Annotated in this window: 21 protein-coding genes and 1 tRNA gene; 5 read left to right on the top strand and 17 right to left on the bottom strand. The window is 33.3% G+C overall.

Going from position 1 to position 26,020, the window contains the following annotated elements:
- Positions 1-10: 10 nt before the first annotated feature.
- On the bottom strand, positions 11-3,076 hold the full coding sequence (locus tag ACZIYX_RS15700) for a protein O-mannosyl-transferase family (RefSeq protein WP_462683197.1): 3,066 nt from the start codon (positions 3,074-3,076) through the stop codon (positions 11-13).
- A 257-nt stretch (positions 3,077-3,333) separates the two neighbouring features.
- Between ACZIYX_RS15700 and ACZIYX_RS15695 the strand changes: the two genes are divergently transcribed.
- Entirely contained in the window at positions 3,334-5,739 is a 2,406-nt protein-coding gene (locus tag ACZIYX_RS15695) for a beta strand repeat-containing protein (protein WP_462683196.1), read from the top strand.
- A 559-nt stretch (positions 5,740-6,298) separates the two neighbouring features.
- A complete protein-coding gene (locus tag ACZIYX_RS15690) occupies positions 6,299-6,805 on the top strand; it encodes a hypothetical protein (protein ID WP_462683195.1) in 507 nt (168 codons plus the stop codon).
- A 55-nt stretch (positions 6,806-6,860) separates the two neighbouring features.
- On the opposite strand, the gene ACZIYX_RS15685 is transcribed toward ACZIYX_RS15690, so the two are convergent.
- From ACZIYX_RS15685 to serS, 6 genes are all read right to left on the bottom strand, one after another.
- On the bottom strand, positions 6,861-7,256 hold the full coding sequence (locus ACZIYX_RS15685; RefSeq protein ID WP_462683194.1) for an acyl-CoA thioesterase: 396 nt from the start codon (positions 7,254-7,256) through the stop codon (positions 6,861-6,863).
- Between the two features lie 12 nt (positions 7,257-7,268).
- Positions 7,269-8,624: a magnesium transporter gene (mgtE, locus tag ACZIYX_RS15680; RefSeq protein ID WP_462683193.1), complete on the bottom strand. Its 1,356-nt coding sequence runs from the start codon at positions 8,622-8,624 to the stop codon at positions 7,269-7,271.
- 352 nt (positions 8,625-8,976) lie between these two features.
- Complete coding sequence (gene rsmA / locus ACZIYX_RS15675; protein ID WP_462683192.1) at positions 8,977-9,837, bottom strand: 16S rRNA (adenine(1518)-N(6)/adenine(1519)-N(6))-dimethyltransferase RsmA; 861 nt, start codon at positions 9,835-9,837, stop codon at positions 8,977-8,979.
- Entirely contained in the window at positions 9,830-10,144 is a 315-nt protein-coding gene (locus ACZIYX_RS15670; protein ID WP_462683191.1) for a DUF4286 family protein, read from the bottom strand. The genes rsmA and ACZIYX_RS15670 overlap by 8 nt, the downstream gene beginning before the upstream one ends.
- Before the next feature lie 103 nt (positions 10,145-10,247).
- Positions 10,248-12,035 carry a tetratricopeptide repeat protein gene (locus tag ACZIYX_RS15665; RefSeq protein WP_462683190.1) on the bottom strand — a complete coding sequence of 596 codons (1,788 nt, stop codon included), beginning with the start codon at positions 12,033-12,035 and terminating at the stop codon, positions 10,248-10,250.
- A 498-nt stretch (positions 12,036-12,533) separates the two neighbouring features.
- The gene (gene serS, locus ACZIYX_RS15660; RefSeq protein ID WP_462683189.1) at positions 12,534-13,805 is read right to left on the bottom strand and encodes a serine--tRNA ligase; all 1,272 of its coding nucleotides are present in this window, start codon (positions 13,803-13,805) and stop codon (positions 12,534-12,536) included.
- A gap of 284 nt (positions 13,806-14,089) precedes the next feature.
- Here serS and ACZIYX_RS15655 point away from each other — a divergent pair, with 284 nt between their 5' ends.
- Complete coding sequence (locus ACZIYX_RS15655) at positions 14,090-14,770, top strand: DUF2293 domain-containing protein (RefSeq protein WP_462683188.1); 681 nt, start codon at positions 14,090-14,092, stop codon at positions 14,768-14,770.
- Positions 14,771-14,778: 8 nt separating this feature from the next.
- Entirely contained in the window at positions 14,779-14,949 is a 171-nt protein-coding gene (locus tag ACZIYX_RS15650) for a hypothetical protein (protein WP_462683187.1), read from the top strand.
- Positions 14,950-14,960: 11 nt separating this feature from the next.
- Here ACZIYX_RS15650 and ACZIYX_RS15645 read toward each other — a convergent pair whose 3' ends face one another.
- From ACZIYX_RS15645 to ACZIYX_RS15620, 6 genes are all read right to left on the bottom strand, one after another.
- A complete protein-coding gene (locus tag ACZIYX_RS15645; RefSeq protein WP_462683186.1) occupies positions 14,961-16,871 on the bottom strand; it encodes a tetratricopeptide repeat-containing sensor histidine kinase in 1,911 nt (636 codons plus the stop codon).
- 109 nt (positions 16,872-16,980) lie between these two features.
- On the bottom strand, positions 16,981-18,297 hold the full coding sequence (locus ACZIYX_RS15640) for an HTTM domain-containing protein (protein ID WP_462683185.1): 1,317 nt from the start codon (positions 18,295-18,297) through the stop codon (positions 16,981-16,983).
- Positions 18,294-19,226: a bifunctional riboflavin kinase/FAD synthetase gene (locus ACZIYX_RS15635; RefSeq protein ID WP_462683184.1), complete on the bottom strand. Its 933-nt coding sequence runs from the start codon at positions 19,224-19,226 to the stop codon at positions 18,294-18,296. Before ACZIYX_RS15635 ends, ACZIYX_RS15640 begins: the two co-directional genes overlap by 4 nt.
- A 216-nt stretch (positions 19,227-19,442) precedes the next feature.
- Positions 19,443-20,072 carry an aminoacyl-tRNA hydrolase gene (gene pth / locus ACZIYX_RS15630; protein ID WP_462683183.1) on the bottom strand — a complete coding sequence of 210 codons (630 nt, stop codon included), beginning with the start codon at positions 20,070-20,072 and terminating at the stop codon, positions 19,443-19,445.
- Between the two features lie 206 nt (positions 20,073-20,278).
- Positions 20,279-20,896: a 50S ribosomal protein L25/general stress protein Ctc gene (locus ACZIYX_RS15625; protein ID WP_462683182.1), complete on the bottom strand. Its 618-nt coding sequence runs from the start codon at positions 20,894-20,896 to the stop codon at positions 20,279-20,281.
- Positions 20,897-20,919: 23 nt separating this feature from the next.
- Positions 20,920-21,861: a ribose-phosphate pyrophosphokinase gene (locus tag ACZIYX_RS15620; protein WP_462683181.1), complete on the bottom strand. Its 942-nt coding sequence runs from the start codon at positions 21,859-21,861 to the stop codon at positions 20,920-20,922.
- Between the two features lie 150 nt (positions 21,862-22,011).
- On the opposite strand from ACZIYX_RS15620, the gene ACZIYX_RS15615 reads away from it, so the two are divergent.
- Positions 22,012-22,093: transfer RNA gene (locus ACZIYX_RS15615), tRNA-Leu, on the top strand.
- Between the two features lie 100 nt (positions 22,094-22,193).
- Here the strand turns inward: ACZIYX_RS15615 and ACZIYX_RS15610 are convergent.
- The 4 genes from ACZIYX_RS15610 to ACZIYX_RS15595 all read right to left on the bottom strand — a co-directional run bounded on the left by ACZIYX_RS15610 (position 22,194) and on the right by ACZIYX_RS15595 (position 25,308).
- Positions 22,194-22,274 (bottom strand): alpha-E domain-containing protein, encoded by an 81-nt coding sequence (locus tag ACZIYX_RS15610; RefSeq protein WP_462683231.1) that lies wholly within the window; start codon positions 22,272-22,274, stop codon positions 22,194-22,196.
- 10 nt (positions 22,275-22,284) lie between these two features.
- Positions 22,285-22,929: a circularly permuted type 2 ATP-grasp protein gene (locus ACZIYX_RS15605; RefSeq protein WP_462683180.1), complete on the bottom strand. Its 645-nt coding sequence runs from the start codon at positions 22,927-22,929 to the stop codon at positions 22,285-22,287.
- Positions 22,930-22,939: 10 nt separating this feature from the next.
- Entirely contained in the window at positions 22,940-23,722 is a 783-nt protein-coding gene (locus tag ACZIYX_RS15600; RefSeq protein WP_462683179.1) for a circularly permuted type 2 ATP-grasp protein, read from the bottom strand.
- A 434-nt stretch (positions 23,723-24,156) separates the two neighbouring features.
- Positions 24,157-25,308: a Fic family protein gene (locus ACZIYX_RS15595; protein WP_462683178.1), complete on the bottom strand. Its 1,152-nt coding sequence runs from the start codon at positions 25,306-25,308 to the stop codon at positions 24,157-24,159.
- Positions 25,309-26,020 lie beyond the last annotated feature (712 nt).

Raw genomic sequence — 26,020 nt, 5'->3', positions numbered from 1 at the left:
GGTTAGTAAATTAATAAGGCCAGTTTATAGTATGCCAATCCTGAAATTTAACTTCAAATTTTTTGAATTGAATCGATAACTTATTAGATTCTTTAGGATGATTAGGTATAAATTGTTCAATCATCTGAGAGTACATATTTTTGAGCCGAATTGCATGTTTTACATTGATAATTGGATGAGGAGGATCAAAAGAGGTCATCCATTGTAATTCTTCCCAAATATTTTGCATAGCAATTTGGCAAATTTTGCTTCCTTTATCTGGGTTACCAGCTCTGTAGTATAGCTTTCCTAAGGCATAGGCATACTGCCGAAATGGAATAGTTTGGTCTGGAAAAATTGAAATACAAGTATCTAATACTTTAATTGCTTGATCTGTTTTGCCTTCTTCTAATAATGCTTGAGCCAGAAAATAATAATTTCTTCTTAAAATTTCTTGAGCATATGTTCTGTTTTCATCATCAATAAATACAGAAGGGTTATTTAGATTTTTGAATATATTAGATTTAATAAAACTAGGATACATAGTTTTTGTATCTACAATTTTTGGGTTTAAAGAAAGATCTGAACGTTTTACAGGAGCTAGTAAGTCTACTAAACCACGTTGTATAGTATACATCTGTAATCCTATATAATGATTTGTGTTTCCATTTATTGCAAAGCAAATTGGTCTTTCTAAAATATTTTGTTGCACTAGGTTTAATAAAACAAGATCATTAATAGCATAAAAATCTTTTGAAAACTTCCAGGTAATACGATCTGTGTAATTTAGTTTTAATGCCTTTGGGTTATATAAGTTTTTAATAATTTTAGAGGTATCGATAGAAACTGAAAATACATCAGAGGGGATATAATGAACTTTCTTCCCGTTCCATAATATACTAGTTTTGTCATCCTTTAGAAAATCAAATAATAGCTTCAACTCAACAGGTTGATCTACCTCTTTTTTTAAAGGAAGAAGTTGTTGACTATTGTTGTAGAGGTTTTGAGGTAAGCTTATCAATATTGGATTTGAGGAATTTACTTTTCGTTTTAATTTTTCGATATACCAATCTAATGTTAATTGATCAAAGTTAATTACTCGAATATCTGTTCTGTATTCTTCTACCTCTTGCAGATACCATAATGGAAATGTCATATTATCCCCATTAGTTATTAGGATAGCATTAGTTGGGCAGGAATCTAGATATGATTTTGCAAAATCATAAGCAAAATTATCCTTAGATCGATTGTGATCATCCCAGCCTTTTGCAAAAAGATGAATTGGTACAAGTAAACCAATACATATACCAACGAAAAGCAATCGTTTTTTTTCTGAAACAATAAATCGAAAGAGATTAAATACAGTAAGTACAGATAATCCTACCCATAATGCAAAAATAATAAATGAGCCCATAAAAATGTAGTCACGTTCTCGTATTAGAATACTAGAAGGAGTCGGATTTATATATATCGTAATTCCGATACCAAAGGTTAAAAATAATAATAATGTAGTTAGTAAGTAAGGATAGCTTTTGCGTAAAGTAAATAATCCAATAATTCCAAAAAGAAAGGGTAGGAAATAATAATTATCATTACTTAAATCATTGCGATATCTATTGGGAATATTCTTTTGGCTGCCAATTCTGGAAGAATCAAAAAAATCTATCCCACTACTCCAATTTCCATTTAAAATATTTCCTGTGCCTTTGATATCATTTTGTCTTCCGATAAAATTCCAAAACAAATACCTTAGATTAAGCCATGATATTTGATAGGTTATAAAAAAATTAAAATTTTCTAAAAAAGTAGGAGTTTTAATATGTTGAATTTCACCTTGAACAGGATAAGAAATAGTTTTGCCTTTAATAGGGATCCAACTATTATATCCATTAATGTTTGAAGCGCCTTTATGATACATTCTGGGGAAAAATGTGCTAAATTCTCTTGCATAATTAGGTTTGCTAAAATTCCCGTTGTCTATTGTAGTATATTTTTTCTTTTCTATGTTGTATTTAATAATTGAGGATCCATCTGTAAAAGGAGTAGTCTTATCTAAAGGAGCATTGTATAGATGTCCTCTAACTAAGGGGACTTCACCTAGTCCGAATTGTTCTGCTCTAATGTATTGTAATAATTGATTGCTGGTAGAAGAACCATTAGAGGTTGGAGTATAGGTGTTGGCTCTAATAACAGAAGCGGTATATGAACTCATTCCAATACCAAAAAACACAATCATTAATAACAAACGATGCAGAACAACTTTTTTTTGTTTATGGCTATACCAAAGAGCAATTCCAAAACAAATAGCAACAATGCAAATAAGTAGTATAAGTCCGGAATTTACAGGAAAATCAAAATCATTTACCATGTATATATCCATTTTATTAGCAATGCTCAAAAACCCTTGAATTAAAACCCCATAAAGAGTGAAAAAAAGTAAGCATCCCATAGCTATTGAAATACATATATTTTTGAAGGTAAATCCAAATTTTTTGTAGGTGTATAAAACAGAAAGCGGGATAACGATTGAAATATTAATTAAATGAACTCCTACTGAAATACCAATAAACAAAGCAATAAACAAAAGTAAACGGATCTCTTTTTTAGGATCATTGGTTTTTTCCCATAGTATCATACTGTATAGCACCATCGAAAGAAGAAAAAAAGAAAGGGTATATACTTCACTTTCTGTAGATGCAACCCAAAAACTATGAATAAAACCTAAGGTAAGTGCTGCAATAACACCACATGTAATGGATAACCAACCTTGTGTATTCTTTGTATATGTTTTGTTTATAATTTTATTAGCGATATGTATTGTTATAAAATACAATAGTAAAACCGTTAATGCTCCAAATAAAGAGGAGATTAAATTGGTTACATATGCCGACATAGATACTGGAAAAAAAGACAAAATAAATTTACAAAGTAGCATGTAAAATGGTGCGCCAGGAGGGTGGGTGACCTGTAATTTATAGTTGGATGCTACGAATTCAGCACTATCCCAAAAAGTAATAGTTTTAGGGGAACAAAAAGCATATATAATAAATACGAAAAGGAAGAGCAACCAACCAATGCTTTTCTCTGTTTTTTTCATTGAATAATAGATGAGATCTAATGCAAGATAGAAGAATTATTTCTAATAAACGAATACATAAAATGATCACATCTGGATTTTAAAATTCAGTTGTAAACCTAATAAATTAATAATATGTAAATCAGGTAATCTTTTTGTTTAAGACGAAATTAATCGAAAGAGCTTTGGATTTGGAGATTGAGAAATTTTTATTATTGTTAATGTTTTGCTATATTTAATAATATCTTTGTCCATCAAATATTTAATCCCCAAAACCTATGAGAAAATTTTTACTTTTTTTAATATGTATTTTGTTTTCAACTACCTACGCTTCTTTACATTCGCAAACTCTAAATGAAACCTCAGGAACAGGATCTGGAGTAAATATTACTACTGGTGATTATAACACCATGTATGGAGATAGTACAGGATCAAATCTTAGTAGTGGATTAAGAACCACATTTGTAGGTTTTGGAGCAGGTAGAGATAATACAACATCAGAGAGTACATTTGTTGGCTATTATGCTGGTCACAAAAATACTACTGGATCTGACAATACATTTATAGGACATGAAGCTGGTAGACTTAATTTAACTGCAGGAGATAATACTTTTATAGGAACCGAATCTGGAGAGTTTAATACTACAGGATATGATAATACTTTTGTGGGTGAGGAGTCTGGAACAAATAATACTACAGGATATGAAAATGTTTTCATAGGTGAGGATGCTGGTTTTAGTAATACTACTGGGTATAGAAATACATTTGTCGGTAATGAAGCGGGAATATCCTCAGGAACAGGATATCGTAACACAGGTGTTGGAGATGAGGCATTATCTGATGTTAATGAAGGACATCACAATTCAGCATTTGGAGATTCTGCAGGGAGAGATGTAAATAGAGGTATTTATAATACTTTTATAGGAGCAGCGTCTGGTGTAGCGACAGAACACGCAGATTACAATACTTTTGTAGGTGCACGATCAGGTTGGGACAATAACAGAACTAATTCTACTTCTAATGCCAATAGGAATACCTATGTTGGTTTTGAAACTGGATTTTCTAATCGTGAAGGAGAAGACAATGTAGGTATGGGAGCATATTCTGATTTTGATAATACAACAAGATCACGATGTACTTTTATTGGTGCGGATAATACACCAAGTAATAATGATGTCATAATGCTAGGATATAGTATCTTTAATGATGGTCAATATTCTATTGGTATAGGAAATGATGTGGATATACGAAGTACAGGAGCTATTGCAGTAGGCTATTTGGCAGATATGAATAATACTACCTCAGCCAACTCTATACTGATAGGTAGACAAGGATCTATAGATCAAAGCAGGGCAATAGGTATTGGTTATCTTACAGATGTTGATAATACTGAGGCGATTGCAATTGGAGCTAGTTCTGTAGCACAAAATGATGGAGCTATAGTTATAGGTACTGGAGCAACTTCTACAGATCCAGGAGCAACAAATCCTATTAATAATATTGCAATAGGATATAATGCGAATGTAAGTGGAACAAATGCGATAGCGATAGGAAATGCAGCTACAGCAATAAATGATAATACGATGGTATTAGGAGGAGCAACGAATTCACTTAGCGTGGGAATAGGAACAGATACGCCTAATGCTAATGCTTCATTAGAGTTATCAGGATCTAATAAAGGTTTGCAAATGAATCGGTTAACTAATGCCCAGAAAGCTGCTCTAGAAGGTGGATTAACTGCTACAGATGAAGGGTTATTGATATATGATACAGAAGATAAGACAGTATATACTTGGGATGGTACACAATGGCTTAATACATCTTCTTTAAATACAGATGCTCAAGAACTATCTCTTGCAACCAATACTCTAGGTATCTCTGGTGGTACAGCAACGATTGATCTTTCTACATATTTGGATAATACAGATGCTCAAGAGCTGTCTCTTACAACCAATATTTTAGGAATATCTGGAGGTACAGCAACGATTGATCTTTCTACATATTTGGATAATACAGATGCTCAAGAACTGTCTCTTACAACCAATACTTTAGGAATATCTGGAGGTACAGCAACAGTTGATCTTTCTACATATTTGGATAATACAGATAATCAAGAGTTATCATTGGCAGGTAGTATGTTAAGTATTTCTGGAGGGTCAAATACAATTGATTTATCAACATTTATAAGTTCTGATAACCAAAATCTTACATCTGCTACTTTAAGTGGAGCAAATCTTACTATTGCAATAGAAGGAGGTACTGCCGTTTCTGTTGATCTTTCTCCAATTGTTTCTTCATTACAATCAAACTTAAATGATACTCAAAATGAAGTTGTTGCATTGCAAACGCAAATAACAGATATACTATCAAGATTGGATGCAGTAGAAAGCTGTGCTTGCGATAATGAAGAGACTAAAAATAGTGGCCCCATACTATATCAAAACATACCAAATCCGTTTAATGGCACATCTTCAATTAAATATTATCTTCCTACAGGAATTACTAATGCCTCAATTGTTTTTAGTAACTCAATAGGTCAAATAATATCTAAAATAGCATTAAATGAAACAGGTACCAAAGAAGTGAATATTAATAGTGATGGATTAGCATCAGGAACTTATTTTTATACAATGTATGTTGGTAGTAAAAAAATAGATACTAAGAAGATGGTAATTAAAAATTAAGATTGTATATACTATTAAAAAAGCTTCACTATTATTGTGGAGCTTTTTACTTTTAATCCTTATGAAAACGGATACTATAGATTTTTTAAATACAATTTTGATTCTAATATCTTTTATACTTGCTTATTTATTGCCTTTTCAACTCTTTCTTTTTGCATATGCAATTTTGGGACCATTACATTATTTTACTGAAATAAATTGGATACAACATAATAACTATTTTGTCAAAAGTAAGATTTGGGTTTTTATAATAGTAATTTTTGCCTTAGTGATTACTATGCCAGTTGTAGCAAGGCTTCCTTTTTTTAATATCTTTGAAAAAAACCAGTTGCTATATAAACTGCGATTCGTATTATCAAAACACCTAAATTCTTTGTTTTTTATAAGTGTTGTGATAGCATTTTCTTTAGTTGTTTTTAAAAATAAAAAACACCAACTTGTTTCTGTTGGCATAGGTATAGTCATAGCTTTTTTGATGCATAAGTTTTCTTTGTATCATTTGATTTTTGGGATTTTTCTACCAACAATAATACATGTTTATGTATTTACACTATTATTTATGATATATGGTAATCTTAAATCAAAAGGTAGAATAGGGTATTTTAATATTTTGCTTATTGTTATGATTCCAATAGGCATATATTTTTTAAATATAGATCAAAGTTTATATAATTTTTCAGATGCTATAAAATCAACATATCTTGGAAATAGTTTTCATGTACTAAATGTTAGTATTTCTAAAATATTAGGTATTTCAGACGGGACAAAGTTCTTTTTTTATGAAGTAGCAGATTTAAAAATACAAATATTTATAGCTTTTGCTTATACATATCATTATCTCAATTGGTTTTCTAAAACAACGATTATTGGTTGGCATAAAAAGTTAACTCAAAAAAGATCTATTGTTATTTTTTTTCTATGGATAACATCAGTTGGGCTGTATTTTTATGATTATAAAACAGCTATTGCATTGCTTTTGTTTTATAGTTTGATTCATGTATTTATGGAGCTTCCTTTAAATGTTATTTCTATGAAGCAAATAGGAAGAACATTTTTTAGATTATAACCAATTAAGTTATGTTATTAAAATGTGCTTATTTCTTTTGAGAAAAAATATAGCATTATAAAAACAAAGTACTTATTTCATCTGTGATTCTGGCAGGTCTTAACGTTTCTTTATATAAAAGGCACCAACTGGTTTTTGCAGAAACTAGCACTTTTTGGCTAGTAGTATTTATAATTTTGGTGTGGCGTTCACTTTTAACTCCCCGATAGTTATCTATCCATGTTTGTATAGTGATCTTTTCATTTTCAAAGGCGGGGCGATGGTATTCTATAAAGTGATTAAGAACAACCCAAACATAGGTGTTTTGTATAGTTTTGTTGGTTTTGGATTCCCAATGCTTTTTTGCGATATCCTGCACCCATTGCAGGTATACTACGTTATTTACATGTTCCATATCATCAATAGCAGATCTGGGCACTGTAAAGTGATGTTCAAAAACCTCGGATTTCATTTTCAAGAAGAATTAAAACCCTAAGATAAGCTTTGCAATATAAAAGAAGAGGAAAATTCCGAAAATATCGTTGCTGGTAGTTATAAAGGGGCCAGTTGCTATTGCGGGATCAATACCTTTTTTATCTAAGATTATAGGTACAAAAGTACCTATTAAAGCAGCTACAATAATAACACTCATTAACGCAATTGCAATGGTTAAGCTAAAAGCAATTTCATAATTCATTATAAAACCAAAAATAATGATAAGCAAAGCCAATGCTGCACCATTAATCAAACTAAGACTAACTTCTTTTAGCAGTCGTTTTAATAAACTACCTTTTACTATATTGTTTGCTAATCCTTGTACAATAATCGCAGAAGATTGAACCCCTACATTACCTGCCATTGCAGCAATTAATGGTGTATAAAAAAATAAATCTCTAATTCTGGGGTTAGCCATAACATCTTCAAAACCTTCCATAATAAACACACTCCCCAGTCCTCCAAAAAGACCTAATATTAACCAGGGCAGACGAGCTTTGGTAAGCTCCAAAATATTATCGTCGGCCTCAACGTCTTGTGATATACCAGCAGCTAATTGATAATCTTTTTCAGCTTCATCCTTTATAAAATCCACAATATCATCAATAGTTACACGACCTACCAAAATCCCTTTTTGATCTACCACAGGAATAGCTTCGAGATCGTATTTTTGCATAATGCGGGCTACTTCCTCCCCATCGGTATTTACATTTACATAATCTACTTTTTGGATGTATATCTCGCTTATATGAGTTTTTGCAGAGGCGGTTAATAGATCTTTTAAAGATAATCTTCCTTTTAGTTTTTCTTCTTGATCTACAACGTATATAGAGTGTACCCGTGTAACGTTTTCTGCTTGTCTTCTCATCTCACGCACGCAACCGGCAACGGTCCAGGTTTCTTTTACTTTTACCAATTCTTTGGCCATTAAACCCCCGGCAGTATCCTCATCATATAAAAGCAGTTCTTTAATATCCTCGGCATGTTGTTCATCTTCGATCTCTGCAATAACTTGTTCTGCAAGATAATCTGGTAATTCTGCAATAATATCGGCAGCATCATCGGTGTCCATTTCCTCAAGCTCTCCTGCAATTTCTTTTGCCGAAAGATTTTCAAGAATGCGTTCCCGAAAATCATCTTCCAACTCCATTAGTGCTTCAGAAGTTTTTTCGCTGTCCAGTAATTTGATAAGATAAGTTGCTTCTGCCAGGTTAAGCTCACTTAAAACCTCTGCAACATCTGCAAAATGGATTTCATTGAGTATATCCCGCAGATGTGCATCCTCTTTTGTTATAATGAGGTCTTTTACCTGTTGAATAAGTTCATCAGAAATTTGAAATTGCATACGTTTATTTATTAAAATATCCCTTGCCGAAGCGAGACAAAGATAACTAAAGAATTTGATTGCACTTTATGGTTATGTTATTTTAAGTTTTTGTGCAATCGATTGTGTTATGGTAGAATAATAAATGGATTTATACATTTTAACTTTGAAATCGTGTGTATAGAAATTGCATTTATTTTTTAAATACCCGGGACAAAAATTTTGTGTCAGACTTGATCCGCCATCAAGTAGCACTTATGCATAGCTAGGTCAAAATATAGTTGCGATTATGTTTTTTAACGAAGAACAGAAGAAAAAGAAATAATATATTAGTGCTATTTCAAAGTGTAATTGGTATTAACATAAAGTTGGATTACTCGTTTGTGGATTTTTGAATAATTAGGGTGAGTTCTATAAACTCCTCTACAGATAATTGTTCAGGACGTTTGGATAAGTAATCCAAAGCTTTAGTTTCTTCTGTTAATTGAAAAGTTTTAAGGCTGTTTCTTAAGGTTTTGCGGCGTTGCCCAAAAGCAGTTTTTACTACTTTATAAAGTAATTTTTCGTCACAAGGAAGTCCGTATTCTTTTTTTCTAATTAATCGTAGAACTCCACTTTCTACTTTTGGTGGAGGGTTAAAAACATCTGGGGGGACAGTAAATAAATATTCAGCATCATAAAATGCTTGTGTAAGAACAGAAAGGATTCCGTAGGTTTTGCTACCGGCTTTTTCGCAGATGCGTTGTGCAACTTCTTTTTGGAACATACCCGTAAATTCTGGAATACGATCTTTGTTTTCCAAAGTTTTAAAAACAATTTGTGTCGAGATATTGTAAGGAAAATTTCCTGTGATGGCAAATTGTTCTTCAGGAAAAAGCGTAGATAAATCAAACTTCAAAAAATCTGCTTCTATTACTTTAAACTTAGTATTTCCTTTTATAATTTCATGATATTCAAGGCAAAAACTGGTGTTGAGGTATTCTATAGACTCCCTGTCCAGATCCATGGCAATTACATCAAGATCTTTTTGAAGGATATATTTTGTAAGCACTCCCATTCCTGGTCCAATCTCAATAACATTTAGATAACGGTCTAAAGTAAGGGTGTCCCCAATTTTTTTGGCTATATTTTCATCCTTCAAAAAATGTTGGCCAAGGTGTTTTTTTGCTTTTACTTCAGTTTTTTCAGAATAACGTGTGTGATTGGGAGTGTATTTTTTTTTTGATTTAGCCATTCTGTTCACTTACAATTTCTAATTCTGTTCTAAAAGCTACAAACTTACCGGCAAAACGATTCGATTTTGCTCTAAGAATATCTGCATCTTCATCATAGTATTTTTGTAGGGTCTCTTTGTTATTGGTAGTGTATTGAACAGAGTAGGTAATACCACCCATTTCTTCTTCGACTAGTACTTTTGTCATCAAAGCTTTGCTGAATTTTCCTGTAGAAAGCATATCAGGAATATGTTCGTCCTTCATCCAGTTTAACCATTCGTTATGAATAGTTTCTTCAATATTTATAGTAACGTTATAGATATACATGCAATTTGTATTTTTTGACGGTAATAAGAAGAATTTTCAACTTAATAATTACTAACAGGCAAATGTAGTGAACTCGGTCTTATAAATTATCACAAGCTATGTTTTAGTTTATAGCATCTCCCCGCAGAGTCCTGTATTTTTTTCTTGCTTCTACAAAGTAAATACTATCTGCATGGTTAAAAATTATTTTTTCATACAGCTCTTTAGCTTTTTCGGGTTCTCCAAGTTCATTTACATATAGTTCTGCCAGCCAATAATATGCATCATCAGCAAGAATATCATCGTTATAAAACTCTATGATTTTTAGATAATTAACTTTAGCTTTTTCAAATAGTTTTTCTTTTTCATATAGCTTTGCCTGACATAAAAAAGCTTCATCTTCGATTTTTTCGCCTCTGTGTTGCGTCAAAATGGTTTCATACATAGCAATAGCTTCCTGGTTTTTGTTTTGAAAAGCTAATAAATCTGCTTTAGCAAAAATCTTTAAAGCGGTTTGGGTAGAGTCTTCAAGAGAATTATCGCTAATAATAAGGCTTAACTCCATAGCATCATTGGCTATTAATTGCGAAGTAGAGGATTTTAAGACATCCAGTTGGGTTTGTGCCCATGCAAAATCACCTTTATAATAACTTGTTTTTGCAACTTTAAATCTGGCATCCTGCGCCAGAAAATTATTTTTTAAAGCATTTTGTACTTGTGTATAATAAATAAGTGCCTGATTAAATTTTTGATCCAATATAAGGATATCGGCTATTTCCATTTTTATTCTGGAAGATTGAAATCTCGAAAGCTCTTCCCGTTCTATAATATCTTTTAAAAAATCAATAGCTTCTTGTTTTTTATCTTGATTAAATGCCATAAAATGCGAATAATCTATTTGTAAACCTATTGTTTCTTTGGATTTACCATATTCATTAAATACGGTATCATATTGTTCGGCAATAGTTTTATATTCTTTTTTAGTGGCATTGTCAACTCTTGCTTTCAGGATAATTTTATGAGCAGTAAGTTTCATGTCTTTAGAGGCAGGAGTTTCCAGAATATAATCCAGGATTTCTGTAGCAGATTTGATATCCTTTTCAGCAATGGCAATTCTGGCAAGGTCTATAATACCTTCCGGACCTTCATTTTTACGTTTATAGATTGCTTTTTCTTGTACAAATGCCTTCTTAAATTCCTTTTGTTGTACAAAAAGCCAACTTAGCATTTCATTGTACAAGATATCCGGGTTTTGCTGAAGCTTTTTTATAAGTAATTTTTTAAAAATAACGTTAGCTTCATTAGCAGGATCTTCTGTTATATAATCTCCAAAATTTCGTTGTACGATGTTTATATAATTAGGCTGTATTTTTAGTAAAGCAAGATAGCTTTCAAACATTTTTTCGAGTTTGCCCTGTTCTCCATAAATTTTGGCAAGCTGTACATTAAAGTTAGCTCCGGGATTATCTTTCATCCCTTTTTCATAAATCAAAGCAGCATCATCCAAAAGGCTGTACTTTTCAAAATTTTGAGCAAGTGAGTACGCATGGTTGGCATTGCTGTTATCGTATGCTTCTATTGCTTTGTTGTAATAAGATCGTGCTTGCTCTTTTTCCCCCTGAAGGTCATAGTGATGTCCTAATTCTACTAAGATTTGTGCATTATCGGGATTTTTTTCTATTGTTTTTTTTAAAACACTTTCTGCTTCATTAAATTGTTCCAGTTGCTGATAAGACTCTACCAATCCTAGTAAATAATTAATGCGATTAGGGTTTTTGGAATATAATTTTTGATATATCGTAAGAGCTTTTTCATATTGCCCTTGCTCTATATAGTTTTTTGCCAATTGCTCCGACTGCGCAACTGCCGATAAAGTAAAGAATAGAGTGATGTATACAAAAATAAGGCGCATTTTACGAGTTTTTTTGTAAATATAGCAAAATGCTTTTTAGAAACCCCAGTTCGATTCATCTGAAATGCTAGTTTTCGATACAAAATTCTAATAAGAATTTCACTACCAAACTAACGCATTTCAGATGAATCGAACTGGAGTTAGTAAGAGGAAAGCGCCCTGCAGCATGCAGGAAGGTTTCGTTACCCGATGAAAGCGCCCTGCAGTATGCAGGAAGGTTTCGTTACCCGATGAAAGCGCCCTGCAGCATGCAGGAAGGTTTCGTTGCCCGATGAAAGCGCCCTGCAGTATGCAGGAAGGTTTCGTTGCCCGATGAAAGCGCCCTGCAGTATGCAGGAAGGTTTCGTTGCCCGATGAAAACGCCCTGCAGCATGCAGGAAGGTTTCGTTGCCTGATGAAAGCGCCCTGCAGCATGCAGGAAGGTTTCGTTACCCAATAAAAAAGCCCTGCTATACAATATGATGTAAGCAGGGCTTAGTATTTTTTTGGTCTTATTTTTTAATCTATATATTCAAAACCACAATAAGGTACTAATACATCCGGGATTTTAATACCTTTTGGCGTTTGATAATTTTCTAAAATACCAGCAAGAACCCTTGGTAATGCTAATGAGCTACCATTTAAAGTGTGCGCTAATTGATTTTTACCATTATCATCCTTAAAACGCAATTTTAAACGATTTGCCTGGTACGATTCAAAATTAGAAACAGAACTAATTTCTAACCAACGGTCTTGCGCAGTAGAAAAAACTTCAAAATCAAATGTTAATGCCGAAGTAAATCCTATATCACCACCACAAAGGCGCAAAATACGATATGGTAATTGTAGCTCCCTAAGAATATCTTTTACATGCTCTACCATGCCATCTAATGCCTTGTACGAGTTTTCTGGTTTTTCAATACGTACAATCTCTACTTTATCAAATTGGTGCAAGCGATTTAATCCTCGTACATGAGCACCATAAGAACCCGCTTCGCGTCTAAAACAAGGAGTGTACCCTGTGCAGCAAATAGGTAATTCGCTTTCGGTAAGCAATTCATCCCTAAACATATTGGTTACAGGAACCTCTGCGGTTGGTATTAGATACAAATCATCCCCGGTAACATGGTACATTTGTCCTTCTTTATCAGGTAACTGCCCGGTACCATAACCAGAAATTTCATTTACTAAGTGTGGCACCTGGTACTCTTTATATCCCGCAGCAGTATTTTTGTCTAAAAAATAATTAATTAGTGCGCGTTGTAATCGTGCCCCTTTACCTTTGTATACAGGAAAACCAGCACCAGTTATTTTTACACCCAGTTCAAAATCTATAATATCATATTTTTTAGCAAGCTCCCAATGTGGCAAAGCCCCTTCTTGCAGTGTTGGGATTTCCCCTTCTTTATAGATCTCTTCATTATCTTCATCACTTTGCCCATTAGGCACAGAGTCATTTGGGATATTAGGTATAGTATATAATATCTGAACTAATTTTTCTTGTATATCATTTAGCTCTGTAGATAATTGCTTGGAGCTCTCTTTAAGCTGAGCCGTTTTTTCTTTTAAAAGATTTGCTTTTTGTTGCTCTCCATTTTTAAATAAAATCCCTATTTCTTTAGAAAATTTATTAGAATCTGCCAGAATATTATCTAGCTTGGCTTGAGTGGCACGACGGTTTTCATCTAGGGTAATAACCTCTTCTAAAACCGGAGCGGCATCAAAATTTCGTTTAGCCAAAGCCATAATATAAGCCTCTTTGTTTGCTATGATGTTTTGTACTACTAACATGATATCTTTTTTGGGCGATTGCCGGGCTATCCGCTATATCTTTTTTATGGTGTACTTCGACAAGCTCAGCATACCATAAAAAAGGATGTCGCTTCTATCCCTATCGCAATGAAAAAGTAAAATTAAATAAATTTGAGGGTATCTATGGTATAGTTAGATAACGAATTTTAAGAAAAACACCCAAAAACATATATATTTTTGCAAGTATACCTTGTTAACCCGTCTCCGGGTTGTTGATTAACTCTGTATCTCGTATTTTTGTTTTTTCAAAAAAAACAGCAAAATTGGCAACGACAGTACAAAACATTTTTCTTACCAAAAAAGAAAAACTTCGATGTATGAATTGCGGCAAAAGTATTCAAAAAGGAAAATCTTTTGTGGCAGAAAGTGAAAATCATAAAGGAACCTGTTTTAGCTGCTCTCCATTTATAGGATATGTGATGTTGCCGCCGGGAAATGCTGCTATGACCAGACGTTCCAAAAAACACTCTGCTCTTTGCGGGGTAGTATTGGCATGGAACCAGCGTAGAAAACGCTATGAACGCCAAGGGCAATTGGTAGAAGAAAATGCAATAGAAAAAGCACGATTAGAATGTGAAAAAGATCAGGCAATACGAGATGAAAAAAATAAAAAAGCAGCGGTAATACGAGCAATAAAAGACCAGGAATATAAAGTTGCGTTTGCCAAAGCTATCAGGCAACGATACCCCAATTGCCCTGCCAAAAGAGAGCAGGAGATAGCAAGGCACGCTTGTGAGAAATACAGTGGTAGAGTAGGGCGAACGGCTGATGCCAAACAATTTGATGCCAAAATGATTGATCTTGCCGTAGAGGCACATATACGACATGCAGAAACAGACTATGATGATCGATTTGGGCAAGGAAAAGGCAAAAAAGAAATACGATCCGAAGTACGATACGATATAAATCATGTATTGCGGCAATGGAAAGGGGAAATTACCTAATTTTGTGTATGGCAAAAAAAGGAAAAGAAAAAAATACGCAAAACAAAGCTAAGCACGCAAAGCTTATGAATCGAAAGAAAAATAAGCTACGAAAAGAAAAAGAATTGCGGGCAGAACGATTAAAAGCGATTATAAAAAAAGCTTCTGATGCTGCAAATAATGAAAATAGTACAGATTAATTTTTTAAATTTTACTCCAAAGGAATTTCTATACTAATAACAGTGCCTCTGCCAATAGCAGAATCTATATGTATATCACCAGATAATTGGTTTAAGCGATTTTTTATGTTTTTAAAACCAATACCTTCAACTGTTTTATGAATTTCAAAACCCACACCATCATCTTCAAAAAGTAATTGGATAGAATCTTTATGGTGATTGAGATAAATATCTATGTTTTTGGCTTTTGCATGTTTTAGACAATTAGTCAATAACTCTTGTATGATTTTAAATAATTCTTCGGTGAGCGTAGGGCTAATTTGATCTATTAGATCTTCAGGATATGGGTGAAATGATATGTTTTGATCACTTCCGTTTTTTACATTGTGAACATATTCTTTTACTAATGTAGAAATAGAATTTTTTTGGAATTTTTTCGGGATAAGGTTATGCGAAAAATCTCTTACCTGATTATAAGTTTCGTCTATCTGTTTGATAATGTTAATTTGCTGTTCACTAATCTTTTCGGTATTGGATAATTGTAGTTTTATACTAGCCAGGTTGCCGCCAACACTATCATGTAATTCTTGTGCCAGGCGTTGTCGTTCATTATCCTGCCCTTCCATAGTAGCTTTAATAAGGTTTAACTCCTGATCTTTCATTAATCCATATACTTTTTGAGTATTTACTTCTTCTTGAGACTTGTTAAGTGCTATTTGGGTTTTTAGTTTTTGAAAATAGACAAACAATAATCCGATTACAGGGATTAATATAATAAGGAAACCAATCAAAAAAGCTTTCTTAATAGTTTGCTCTTTTTTAATTTCACTTTCTTTTAATAATTGTTCTTCTTTAAGAGATAATATTTGTTTTTCTTTTTGAAGAGTTTGATATTTTACTTCTAGTTCTTTTGCGGTTTTTTGATTTTGTTTTGTAATGATTTGATTAGAAATGTTTATATATTGTGTCATTAAATTATATGCATTTTTATAATTTTTGCGATCAATATAAAGGTCTTTAAGTATGTGTATTGCTCTTTGTTGTAATTCTAGCCTGTTCCATTGCACGGCATTAATATAGGCAGTGTTTAATATCATTTCTGCCGATTCGTACCGTCCTAACACATGATAAGCCATTCCTATGTGGTAAACTATTTCTATATATAAATCATAAAATTGATTGTCTTTGGCTTCTTCCAGAATTGGAGCCAAATATTCTATAGCCTCAATATTTCGGTTATTAAAAGCCTCTATTCTTCCCAGGTTTAGTTGTATTTCTATTCGTGTTTTATTAAAAGCATTGCCAGGAATACTTTTTAGGGCATCCAGGTAATAAAACTTAGCTTCACTATCATTTTTTTGTTCAAAGCAGGTATCCCCTAAGGTTTTTTTAGCAAGTATTATAGTTTCTTCGTCCTTGGATTCTTTTACGCAAGATTTCAAAATAGGAAAAACCAAATCATATTGTTTTTGTTTTAAATATACAATCCCTAGTCCCAGCTGGTGTTTGTAATGCATTGTTCGCATTTCTGAAATAGGAGAATTAGAAATACCTTCGATAAAATACTTCATAGCTTCATCATAAAGTCCGTTTTTAAGTTTTCCAGACCCTATAATGTAGTTCGCTTTAGAAATATATGTTTGCTTATCAGATATTTTTTCTTTTAGAGTAGTAGCTTTTAAAAGGTTTCCATAATAAATTATAGAATCTGTATTGCCCGCCAACAGGTGTATTTTTCCAATTTTTTCGATGAGATTTAACCTGGTAAGGATATTAGTGCTTTTTTTAAGCTCCAGATACAATTTTGAATTTACGGTGTTTGGAATTGTACCAAAAGATGAAAAAATTATTTTTTCGTTTTTATTTTGACTGTAAGCAGAAAAAGATAATACTATACTAATACCGCATATTATTTTAATTAAGTATCGGTACAGATTAATCATTTTGATTAAATGGAAATGGTGTTTAAAAATAAATAGATATTCCAAAAATATGTAATTAAAATTCTACTTCTATGGTTTATAGTGTTGTGCAAAAACAGGATGATTGGTCTTAGTCATATTTTATAACCCATGGATTGGTAGTAAAATAATTCCATTTGGTATTAGCAATATCTACTTCCGGATCAATCAATGTTTTGTATTCTTTACCGTTTATGGATACTTTACTATCCACGTAAACAGATATATCTTTGCCTTTTACAGCATAGTCTTTTTTAAGTCTTTGTGCAAATTGCCATATTCCATCTGGTCTTGAAGATACCAGGCGCAATTGTTTTTTAGTAAGGTATTCACTTTTATCGATTGCTTGTCGTTTTTTTTCAGGATCATTTTTATCTACTATAAAAAAACTAGTATTACCATACCTTCCCCTTAGCATCATGCGCCAGCTTAACCGATGGCCTTCTTCGGTCCAGAGCACATCTCCTGGTATAAACCAATGGCGAACGGGGAGCGAAACCTGTAGGATAAGCCATAAAGCAAGCACAGGGATTAAAATATTGCGATAAGAAGGGATAATTATTTCATTGGCAGTATAAAATTCCTTTTTTTTCATAAAAATGCGATGTATCTTTTCTTTAGAAAAGAAAAACACGCTAAAAGCAAGTGATAAATAAGGAAATATTCCTATTTGAAAAATGACAGAGTTAAATAAGTGAAAAAAGATACTAATACAAAAAGCAAAAAATCTGGTTCTTTTCCATAATAAAAGAGGGATAATCAAGAGATCAAATAAAATCCCAAAATAGCTAATAGATATATGGGTCCAGTGCTCTTGAAGAATATTACCTATGATTGGGTAATGTGCCCTGCCGGCCATCAGGTTTTTTGCTACTGTATAATCAAGCCAATCCGGGTATAGTTTAGCTACAGAGGCATAGGTATAAACAATCCAAAGCTGGGCAATGATGATTACTATGCACCATCTGGGCATAGATATTTTTTGAAGCAATGGATTTTGCTTTGTGTCTATAGAAAAATAATCCCCTGCCGGTAGAACCGTCATTAATATACATAGTAGCAAAAGAAGGTAATAGTGATTGTTGTAGGATGATTTTTGCATAAAATATACTCCTGCCCATAGTAACGTATATCCAATCATGCTCCATCGGTATTTAAAACCGATCATAACTAAAAGCCCGAAAATACCCATCACGGCAAAGTAATAATACATGCCATTGCCGGGCAAGGGTTGTAAAAATTCGAAACCGATAAAACTAAAAGTAAATTTTGGTTCTACCAGAGTGTGAGTAACCCAACCGGTAAAAATAGCCCCTATTGCTTCTGCAGCAATCAAAAAACCAAAAATAATTCGGAATACTATTAGAGGACTGTTGTCTGTATGTGAGAATAACCAACGATTAATCATACCAATGTGTTTATATAATCACGAGAAAAATCTTCGTCTTTTTGCATAGCTTCTTGTAATTCTTCTACAGAATTAAATTTTTTTTCATCTCTAATTCGTTTTAACATTCGAATTTGGATCTTTTTATTGTACAAATTAAAAGAGGCATCAAAAAAATGAGTTTCTATGGTTTGGTGTGTACCATAAACAGTAGGGTTAGTCCCGATGTTCATCATTCCGTAATAGGTTTTGTTATCGATAGTGGACTTTACTATATATACCCCGTTTTTTGGAATAAGTTTATATGGCTCTTCAATATGTAAATTGGCGGTAGGATAATTGAGTTTACGACCAAGTTTTTTTCCTTTTTCTACTATGCCCGTTAGCATAAATTCATACCCCAAATAACTGTTGGCTTTGGTAATATCACCTTCAGATAATGCTTCTCGTATTTTGGTAGAACTTACTGCTACATCGTCTATATCTTGTTTAGAGATTTCTTCGACAGTAAAATTGTTTTTCATGCCATAAGAGGCAAGATCGATTATATTAGAATTACGATTGCGCCCAAAACGATGATCGTATCCTATAATAATATGTTTTGTATTAAGCAGGTTTACTAAAATTTGTTGCACATATTCTCCTGCGGTAAGGCGAGAAAATTCTCTGGTAAAAGGATGTATAACAACACTTGAGAGCTTAGTGTTTTCCAAAATCTGGATACGCTCCTCAATAGTATTAATAAGTTTTATGTCAGAATCTTGTTGCAGTACCATTCTGGGGTGTGGAAAAAATGTTAGGATAACAGATTCTAACCCATTTCTTTCTGCACTTTCTGTAAGACGGTCGATTATTTTTTTATGACCAATATGCACCCCGTCAAAAGTACCCACTGTAACTACAGAAGGTATTTGATTATCGTATGTTTTGGCATCTGTATAGCGTTTCATCTGTTCTGTTTTGAGGTGTTATAATCTCTAAGCTTGCTTTGATAACTAAATATATTTTTTGCAAGCCTGTTTTATGATTTTGCTTTGGGTCTGTTGGTATGTCAGATTTAATTCGCTAATAAATAATAAGTTTAACATCAATTTTTTATTATGGTTTTTCTTAAAGAAAAAAATTAAAGCAGTGGTAAAAATAAAAAATAGTTCTGATACGATTCTTTATTTTCCGTTAAAGGTATTCATAGTGTTTGCTATTCCTGCTGTAACAAAAGATTGAATCAAGGAAACACCCTTTTGTAATCTTTCTGGGATCGCTTTTTCTTCTTCATCGTTCCATTCTCCCAGTACATAATCAACTTGTCTGCCTTTTCCAAATTCATCTCCAACTCCAAATCTAAACCTGCAATATTGCGAGGTTTGTAGTTGTGCTTCTATATCTTTAAGGCCGTTATGTCCTCCAGAGCTTCCTTTGGACTTAAGGCGAATTGCGCCAAAAGGAAGATTTATATCATCTGTTATTACCAAAAGGTTTTCTAAAGAAATTTTCTCTTTTTCCAGCCAATACCGTACCGCTTTTCCGCTAAGATTCATGTAGGTATTGGGTTTTAGTAATATAATAGTTTTTCCTTTGTATTTGTATGTTGTTGTGTCTCCAAGTTTTTTGGTTTCAAAGGATAATTCTTCTTGTTTGGCTAAGTAATCCAAAATCTTAAAACCTATATTATGGCGTGTATTATGGTATTTGGGACCGATATTGCCAAGACCGGCAACAAGAAATTTTTTCATAAGATCTTCTTGGGTTTCTTTTACTTTTTGTTCTGAGAATAATTTTTTGATTACTGAAAGCATTTTTTCTTTTTTGCGTAAAGGATAGAAGCGGCATCCTTTTTTAATGGTATACTAAGCTTATCGAAGTACACCATCAAAAAAGATATAGCAAATAGCCTGATCTCGATTATTACATCGGGGATACGCGCTTAAATTTTTTATAAAAATAAAAAAAAGCATCCTGAATGTAAATCAGAATGCTTTTATGTTATATTAAATCTGCAAAATTAAGCTTCAGCTGCAGGAGCTTCAGCTGTTGTAGTTTCTTCATCTTCATCTTCATCGGCACCAGCCACAGCATTACGAGAAGTTTTTACTTGACAGATTACTGTATTGTCCGGGTGAAGGATAGTATAATCTTCACTAGCTACATCGGTAACATATAATTTGTTTCCGATTTTTAAGTTAGAGATATCTCCTTCTATTACATCCGGAAGTTTAGAAGCTAATCCTTTTACTTTAATACGTCTTAAGTTAAAACGTAGTACACCCCCGGCACGAACACCACGAGAGTTTCCTACTGTTTTAAAAGGGATATTCATAGTAATTGGTTTGTCGTCAAAAATTTCAACAAAATCGATATGTAAAATTTTGTCGGTTACAGGATGAAATTGAATGTCCTGTAAAATAGCACTTATTTTTGTACCATTATCCAACGCTATTACCACGGTATGAACGTCTGGAGTGTACACTAAATTTTTGAAAGCAATTTCTGGAGCTGCAAAGTGTACAATAGTGTCTCCACCGTAAATAACACAAGGTACCTGTCCAGCATTACGTAAGGCTTTTGTTGCTTTTTTGCCTACGCTTTCTCTTTGAGATGCGTTGATTGTTAATGATTTCATTTTTTAAATTTATTAATTACTATTTACATTATAAAGTTAGAGCTAATAGACTGATTGTTATGAACACGGTTCATAACATCTGCAAATAAATTTGCACAGCTTACCACTCTTATCTTATTGCTTTTTTGTTTTAGAGGAATAGAATCGGTAACGATTAATTCTTCTAATTTCGAATTTTCAAGTTTCTCGTATGCATTACCAGAAAGGATTGGGTGGGTACATATTGCTCTAACACTTTTTGCTCCTCTTTCCATCATTAGATCTGCTGCCTTGGTTAGTGTACCTGCGGTGTCTACCATGTCATCAACCAGTACAACATTTTTTCCGGTAACATCGCCAATTAGTTCCATGTGAGAAATTACGTTTGCTTTTGCCCTTTGCTTATAGCATATTACAACATCACTCATTAAGGCTTTAGAATATGCATAAGCTCTCTTAGAACCTCCCATATCTGGAGAAGCAATGGTAAGATCACTTAGGTTTAGGGACTGTACATAAGGTAAAAATATGGTCGAAGCGAACAAATGATCTACTGGTTTTTCAAAAAAACCTTGAATTTGATCTGCGTGTAAATCCATTGTTATAATCCTTGTTGCCCCTGCGGTTTCCAGCATTTTAGCAATTAGTTTGGCGGCAATAGGAACTCTTGGTTTATCTTTTCTGTCTTGTCGGGCCCATCCGTAATAAGGCAATACAGCAGTAATATGTCTTGCAGATGCTCTTTTTGCAGCATCCAGCATTAATAACATTTCCATTAAATGGTCTGAACCCGGATGCGTGGATCCTATAATAAAAACTCTGGAGCCTCTAACAGATTCTTCAAAAGATGGTTGAAACTCACCATCACTATAAGTAGAAGTAATAATTTTACCCAATTTAGCCCCATAGGCTGCTACTATCTTTTCGGAAAGTTCAGTACTTTGACTGCAGGTAAAAAATTTTGCTTCTGTAACTCCGGTTTGCATAGGGTAAAATGTTGTTTTGTAACCAGTTAAAAATTATTTTTTTTAAACGAGGTGCAAATTTAAAAATTTATTTCAACTCTGTCACTTATTTTATTAGTTATTTTAATAGGAGGTAATGAATATTTTATTAATTTTGCCATCCGAATATATGCTCAAGTGGCGGAATTGGTAGACGCGCTGGATTCAAAATCCAGTACTTTCGGGTGTGTGGGTTCGATTCCCACCTTGAGTACAAGAAACCCTGATAAATAATTGTTTATCAGGGTTTTGTTGTTTATTAGGGCAACTTTTAAATAAGATAGATGCCTGTTAAGACATTGTTTTGTATGTCTTTAAGGTTTTAAAATTTGAAATTCGGCACGCTCTAGATATCTATTCATCCAATATATGGTATTTGCAACTCTACCTAACATAATTTTATTTTTAACTGTTTAATACCCAAGTATCTTTACTTCCACCACCTTGAGAAGAATTTACTACGATGGAACCTTTCTTTAATGCGACACGTGTTAACGCGCCTGGAATAATTTTTATATCTTCACCATACAAGGCATATGGTCTTAAATCTACATGACGGCCTTCAATAGTATCATCGGTTATGGTTGGTACGCGTGATAGGTTAATCATTGGTTGTGCGATATAATTTCTAGGATTGTGTTTAATCTTAGTAATGAATTCTTGTTGCTCTGCTTTAGTTGATTTCGGACCAATTAACATACCATAACCACCTGAAGCATCGGTTTGCTTTACTACTAAATTATGGATGTTTTCAATCACATATTTACGGTCACTTTCTTCATCACAGATATACGTTTTTACATTTGGCAAAATCATATCTTCACCCAAATAGTATTTTATAATTCTTGGTATATAAGCATAAACTGCTTTATCATCTACCACACCAGTACCAGGAGCATTTACCAAAGTTATATTTCCTTTTAAATAGGCTTTAAATAAACCTGAAGTTCCCAATAATGAGTTCTTATTAAATACCTCAGGGTCTATAAACTCATCATCCACCCTACGGTAAATCACATCCACCTTTTGCAAGCCATTCGTAGTAATCATATAAACAATATCATTTTTTTACTATTAAATCACGTCCTTCTACCAATTCTGCTCCCATCTGTTGGGCTAAATAGGAGTGTTCAAAATAGGCTGAATTATAAATACCAGGCGTTAATACTACAAGTGTCGGTTTTTCAACATCAGTTAGATATTCCAGGGTATCTCTTAAAATATGTGTATAATTATACACAGGCTTTACTCCAAGGGTTTCAAATAACTCAGGGAATGTACGCTTTAGAATTTCTCTGTTTTCGAGCATGTATGACACACAGGAAGGACATCTTAAATTATCTTCGAGCACATAATATTGTCCATCACCTCCTTTAATTAAATCTGAACCTGTAATATGGCACCATATGTCTTTTGGTGGTTTAAAGCCTTCTAATTCTTTTAAATAGGATACACTTGAAAAAATCATTTCCTTCGGAATAATTTTATCTTTTAATACTTTTTGGTCGTTATAAATATCTTGAATAAACAAGTTCAGTGCTTTGATACGTTGCTGCAAGCCTTTTTCTAAATGGTTCCATTCTTTATTTGCAATAATTCTAGGGATGATATCTAAATGAAGAATTCGCTCTACACCTTGATTATCGTCATAAACATTAAACGTCATACCTAAAGAGAGTTGTGCTCTATCTGTTGCATACTGAAGGTTTTTTAGCTTTTTATGACCGACTTTTTCAAGTCGCTCCAAAAACAATTTATAGTTCGTTCTAACGTTGTTGTTGTTATCAAACATTTCGTCATAAAAGCCTTTTGTATCGTATGCTGAGAAATCTAATTTTGGCATGAAATAATGGTGATTTTAGTCAGTTATATAGGTTTCTATAACTTTTGCAAAAAAGTTATAGTCTGTAATTAATAGAATATAGCTATTTATTAAAATTTTGGAAAAGTAACTGGTTGTTTATTTATTTTTTTAAGTTACAAAAAATAAAGACCAATCACAAAACTATCATCATTATTTAAAATAAAGCACTATGTTATATAATTCCATTCCACACACATTACGCTTCCCTCCTAGGTCGTCGCATAAAAAGTGTTCCATTAACATCGTAAAAGAAACTTTTGAGAATAAATTTTTTCAAGAAACTGTAGTAACAACTTTCGCTTTTAACCAAAGCTCAAGTTACATAACGCAGAACATTATAGTACAAATTATAACATACATTAGTATTAATCTCTTTACTATCTCAATATTTTCTAAAGTCTTTAGGATTATAGCTAAAGAATTGGAAGGTTTAATATGTAATTTGTACTTCTTCCACCTTCACCTGAATCTAATAAGACTCCTTTTTCGATTAAATCTTGAATATCTCTACGGGCGGTATCTCTGTGTACTTTTGTCATCTTTGCCCATTTCGACGAATGCAACTTACCAACGAAGTCACCTTGAAGTTTATTGATCATTTCGACTTGTCTTTCATTGAATTGGGTAGTTTTATGCAATTCCCAGAATTTTGCCTTTATCAATATTTTCGATAATGTTTCATCGGTCGCTTCAAGAGCTTCCGTTAAGCGTTCAAAGAACCATACAAGCCATTGGCTTACATCCATACTTCCCTTTTGCGTAGACTCCAACACATCATAGTACCCCTTTTTGGATTTCATTATTTGAGCAGACATACTATAAAATCTTTGGTTGGTTCTATCTGCTCTGGCTAATTGAGTATCTGCAATAGCTCTGGCAATTCTTCCATTCCCATCATCGAACGGGTGAATACTTACAAACCATAAATGGGCTATAGCTGATTTAACAACAGGCTCCATGCTTTTGTCTGTATTGAACCACTTTATAAACCGATTCATTTCCTCATCTAACCGAGAAGCTTCAGGAGCGGTGTAATGTACTTTTTCTCTCCCCATTGGACCTGATACTATTTGCATGGGATCATGTTCATCCCCCCGCCATTCACCTACTGTGATCTTATACATCCCACTTCTTCCTGTTGGAAATAGAGCAGCATGCCATCCACACATTCGATCTTTAGTCACAGGGTCTTTATATTTCTGAGTGGCATCCAACATCATTTCTACAACCCCCTCTACTTCGCGACTTGCATTAGGTAATCCTGATATTTCCATCCCTAACCTTCGAGCCACTGAGGATCTTACTTCTTTCGGATTCAATAACTCTCCTTCAATTTCACTTGACTTAACAATATCTTCGGTTAATGTCTCAAGCACCGCTTCTTCCCTTAACGCAAACCCCATGCCTTCCATTCTACCTATTAACCTACCTTGTAGATCACGCACCTTGCTCACGTATGGGAGTAGTATATCATTATCCCATTTAAAGTTTGGCCAGTCTTTACTATGGTGTAAATACATTGCTATTGTTTTTAAATGACGTATTATATACTGCGAATATAACATGTATTTGCCGCGTCACAAAATATACGCCGTAATATTTACGTCAAAAAGAACGTTTAATTGCCGTATTGATTGAGTACTTAACCCTCTTAATCTTTGATTAAGAGGGTTTTTTGTTTTTATACGTTTGCAAGAGAGGATATTTTATGCAAAGCAAAACCGATATATAGTTCTATGGCAAATACTCTTGTGTTTTAAATCATTGGTTAAATTTTTAACCCTGAAGGTTAAAAATTTGACTTACAGAGTTAAACGTTTAACCCGCAAGGCAGACCGTTTAACCCAATAGACCAAGTGACGCGTCTTTTTGACGAAGCGTTTAACAACGAGAATCAAAAATGCAATCAGGGGAGTTGAATTTTTAACCCAAGACCTTAAAATTTGAACCCTCGGGGTTAAAATTTCGACCTGCTGTGTTGAATTTTCTGTTTTTGAGGTCAAAATTTTCGTCTTTTTGACCAAACAGAAGGTCTTTTGAGGTAAACACACCTGTTTTATTATTCCGGATTTGATCCAAAATCTATAATTATGGGATTCTGAAACAAAAAACTTACTTCTGGCTTATACGCTTTACAAAAAGGAGCGGTTTATTTATAAATTCTTTGGATAGCCTTTGTAACTTTTGTTTTTTATATAAGCCAGACCCACTTATACAAGTACCCCTGCTTATGTTTTTTATAAAAAACACCTCGGTGTCCGAAAATGAAACTTTTAA

The organism is Aquimarina sp., from assembly GCF_977115655.1.
Note: the sequence above shows the minus strand (reverse complement) of the source record. Positions and strands in the feature narration are given on the sequence as shown.

What these genes read in the sequence shown, in the direction of transcription:
- ACZIYX_RS15700 (WP_462683197.1), bottom strand. Translation starts at nt 3,076, where the DNA reads ATGAAAAAAACAGAGAAAAGCATTGGTTGGTTGCTCTTCCTTTTCGTA.
- ACZIYX_RS15695 (WP_462683196.1), top strand. Translation starts at nt 3,334, where the DNA reads ATGAGAAAATTTTTACTTTTTTTAATATGTATTTTGTTTTCAACTACC.
- ACZIYX_RS15690 (WP_462683195.1), top strand. Translation starts at nt 6,299, where the DNA reads ATGATATATGGTAATCTTAAATCAAAAGGTAGAATAGGGTATTTTAAT.
- ACZIYX_RS15685 (WP_462683194.1), bottom strand. Translation starts at nt 7,256, where the DNA reads ATGAAATCCGAGGTTTTTGAACATCACTTTACAGTGCCCAGATCTGCT.
- mgtE (WP_462683193.1), bottom strand. Translation starts at nt 8,624, where the DNA reads ATGCAATTTCAAATTTCTGATGAACTTATTCAACAGGTAAAAGACCTC.
- rsmA (WP_462683192.1), bottom strand. Translation starts at nt 9,837, where the DNA reads ATGGCTAAATCAAAAAAAAAATACACTCCCAATCACACACGTTATTCT.
- ACZIYX_RS15670 (WP_462683191.1), bottom strand. Translation starts at nt 10,144, where the DNA reads ATGTATATCTATAACGTTACTATAAATATTGAAGAAACTATTCATAAC.
- ACZIYX_RS15665 (WP_462683190.1), bottom strand. Translation starts at nt 12,035, where the DNA reads ATGCGCCTTATTTTTGTATACATCACTCTATTCTTTACTTTATCGGCA.
- serS (WP_462683189.1), bottom strand. Translation starts at nt 13,805, where the DNA reads ATGTTAGTAGTACAAAACATCATAGCAAACAAAGAGGCTTATATTATG.
- ACZIYX_RS15650 (WP_462683187.1), top strand. Translation starts at nt 14,779, where the DNA reads ATGGCAAAAAAAGGAAAAGAAAAAAATACGCAAAACAAAGCTAAGCAC.
- ACZIYX_RS15645 (WP_462683186.1), bottom strand. Translation starts at nt 16,871, where the DNA reads ATGATTAATCTGTACCGATACTTAATTAAAATAATATGCGGTATTAGT.
- ACZIYX_RS15640 (WP_462683185.1), bottom strand. Translation starts at nt 18,297, where the DNA reads ATGATTAATCGTTGGTTATTCTCACATACAGACAACAGTCCTCTAATA.
- ACZIYX_RS15635 (WP_462683184.1), bottom strand. Translation starts at nt 19,226, where the DNA reads ATGAAACGCTATACAGATGCCAAAACATACGATAATCAAATACCTTCT.
- pth (WP_462683183.1), bottom strand. Translation starts at nt 20,072, where the DNA reads ATGCTTTCAGTAATCAAAAAATTATTCTCAGAACAAAAAGTAAAAGAA.
- ACZIYX_RS15625 (WP_462683182.1), bottom strand. Translation starts at nt 20,896, where the DNA reads ATGAAATCATTAACAATCAACGCATCTCAAAGAGAAAGCGTAGGCAAA.
- ACZIYX_RS15620 (WP_462683181.1), bottom strand. Translation starts at nt 21,861, where the DNA reads ATGCAAACCGGAGTTACAGAAGCAAAATTTTTTACCTGCAGTCAAAGT.
- ACZIYX_RS15610 (WP_462683231.1), bottom strand. Translation starts at nt 22,274, where the DNA reads ATGTTAGGTAGAGTTGCAAATACCATATATTGGATGAATAGATATCTA.
- ACZIYX_RS15605 (WP_462683180.1), bottom strand. Translation starts at nt 22,929, where the DNA reads ATGATTACTACGAATGGCTTGCAAAAGGTGGATGTGATTTACCGTAGG.
- ACZIYX_RS15600 (WP_462683179.1), bottom strand. Translation starts at nt 23,722, where the DNA reads ATGCCAAAATTAGATTTCTCAGCATACGATACAAAAGGCTTTTATGAC.
- ACZIYX_RS15595 (WP_462683178.1), bottom strand. Translation starts at nt 25,308, where the DNA reads ATGTTATATTCGCAGTATATAATACGTCATTTAAAAACAATAGCAATG.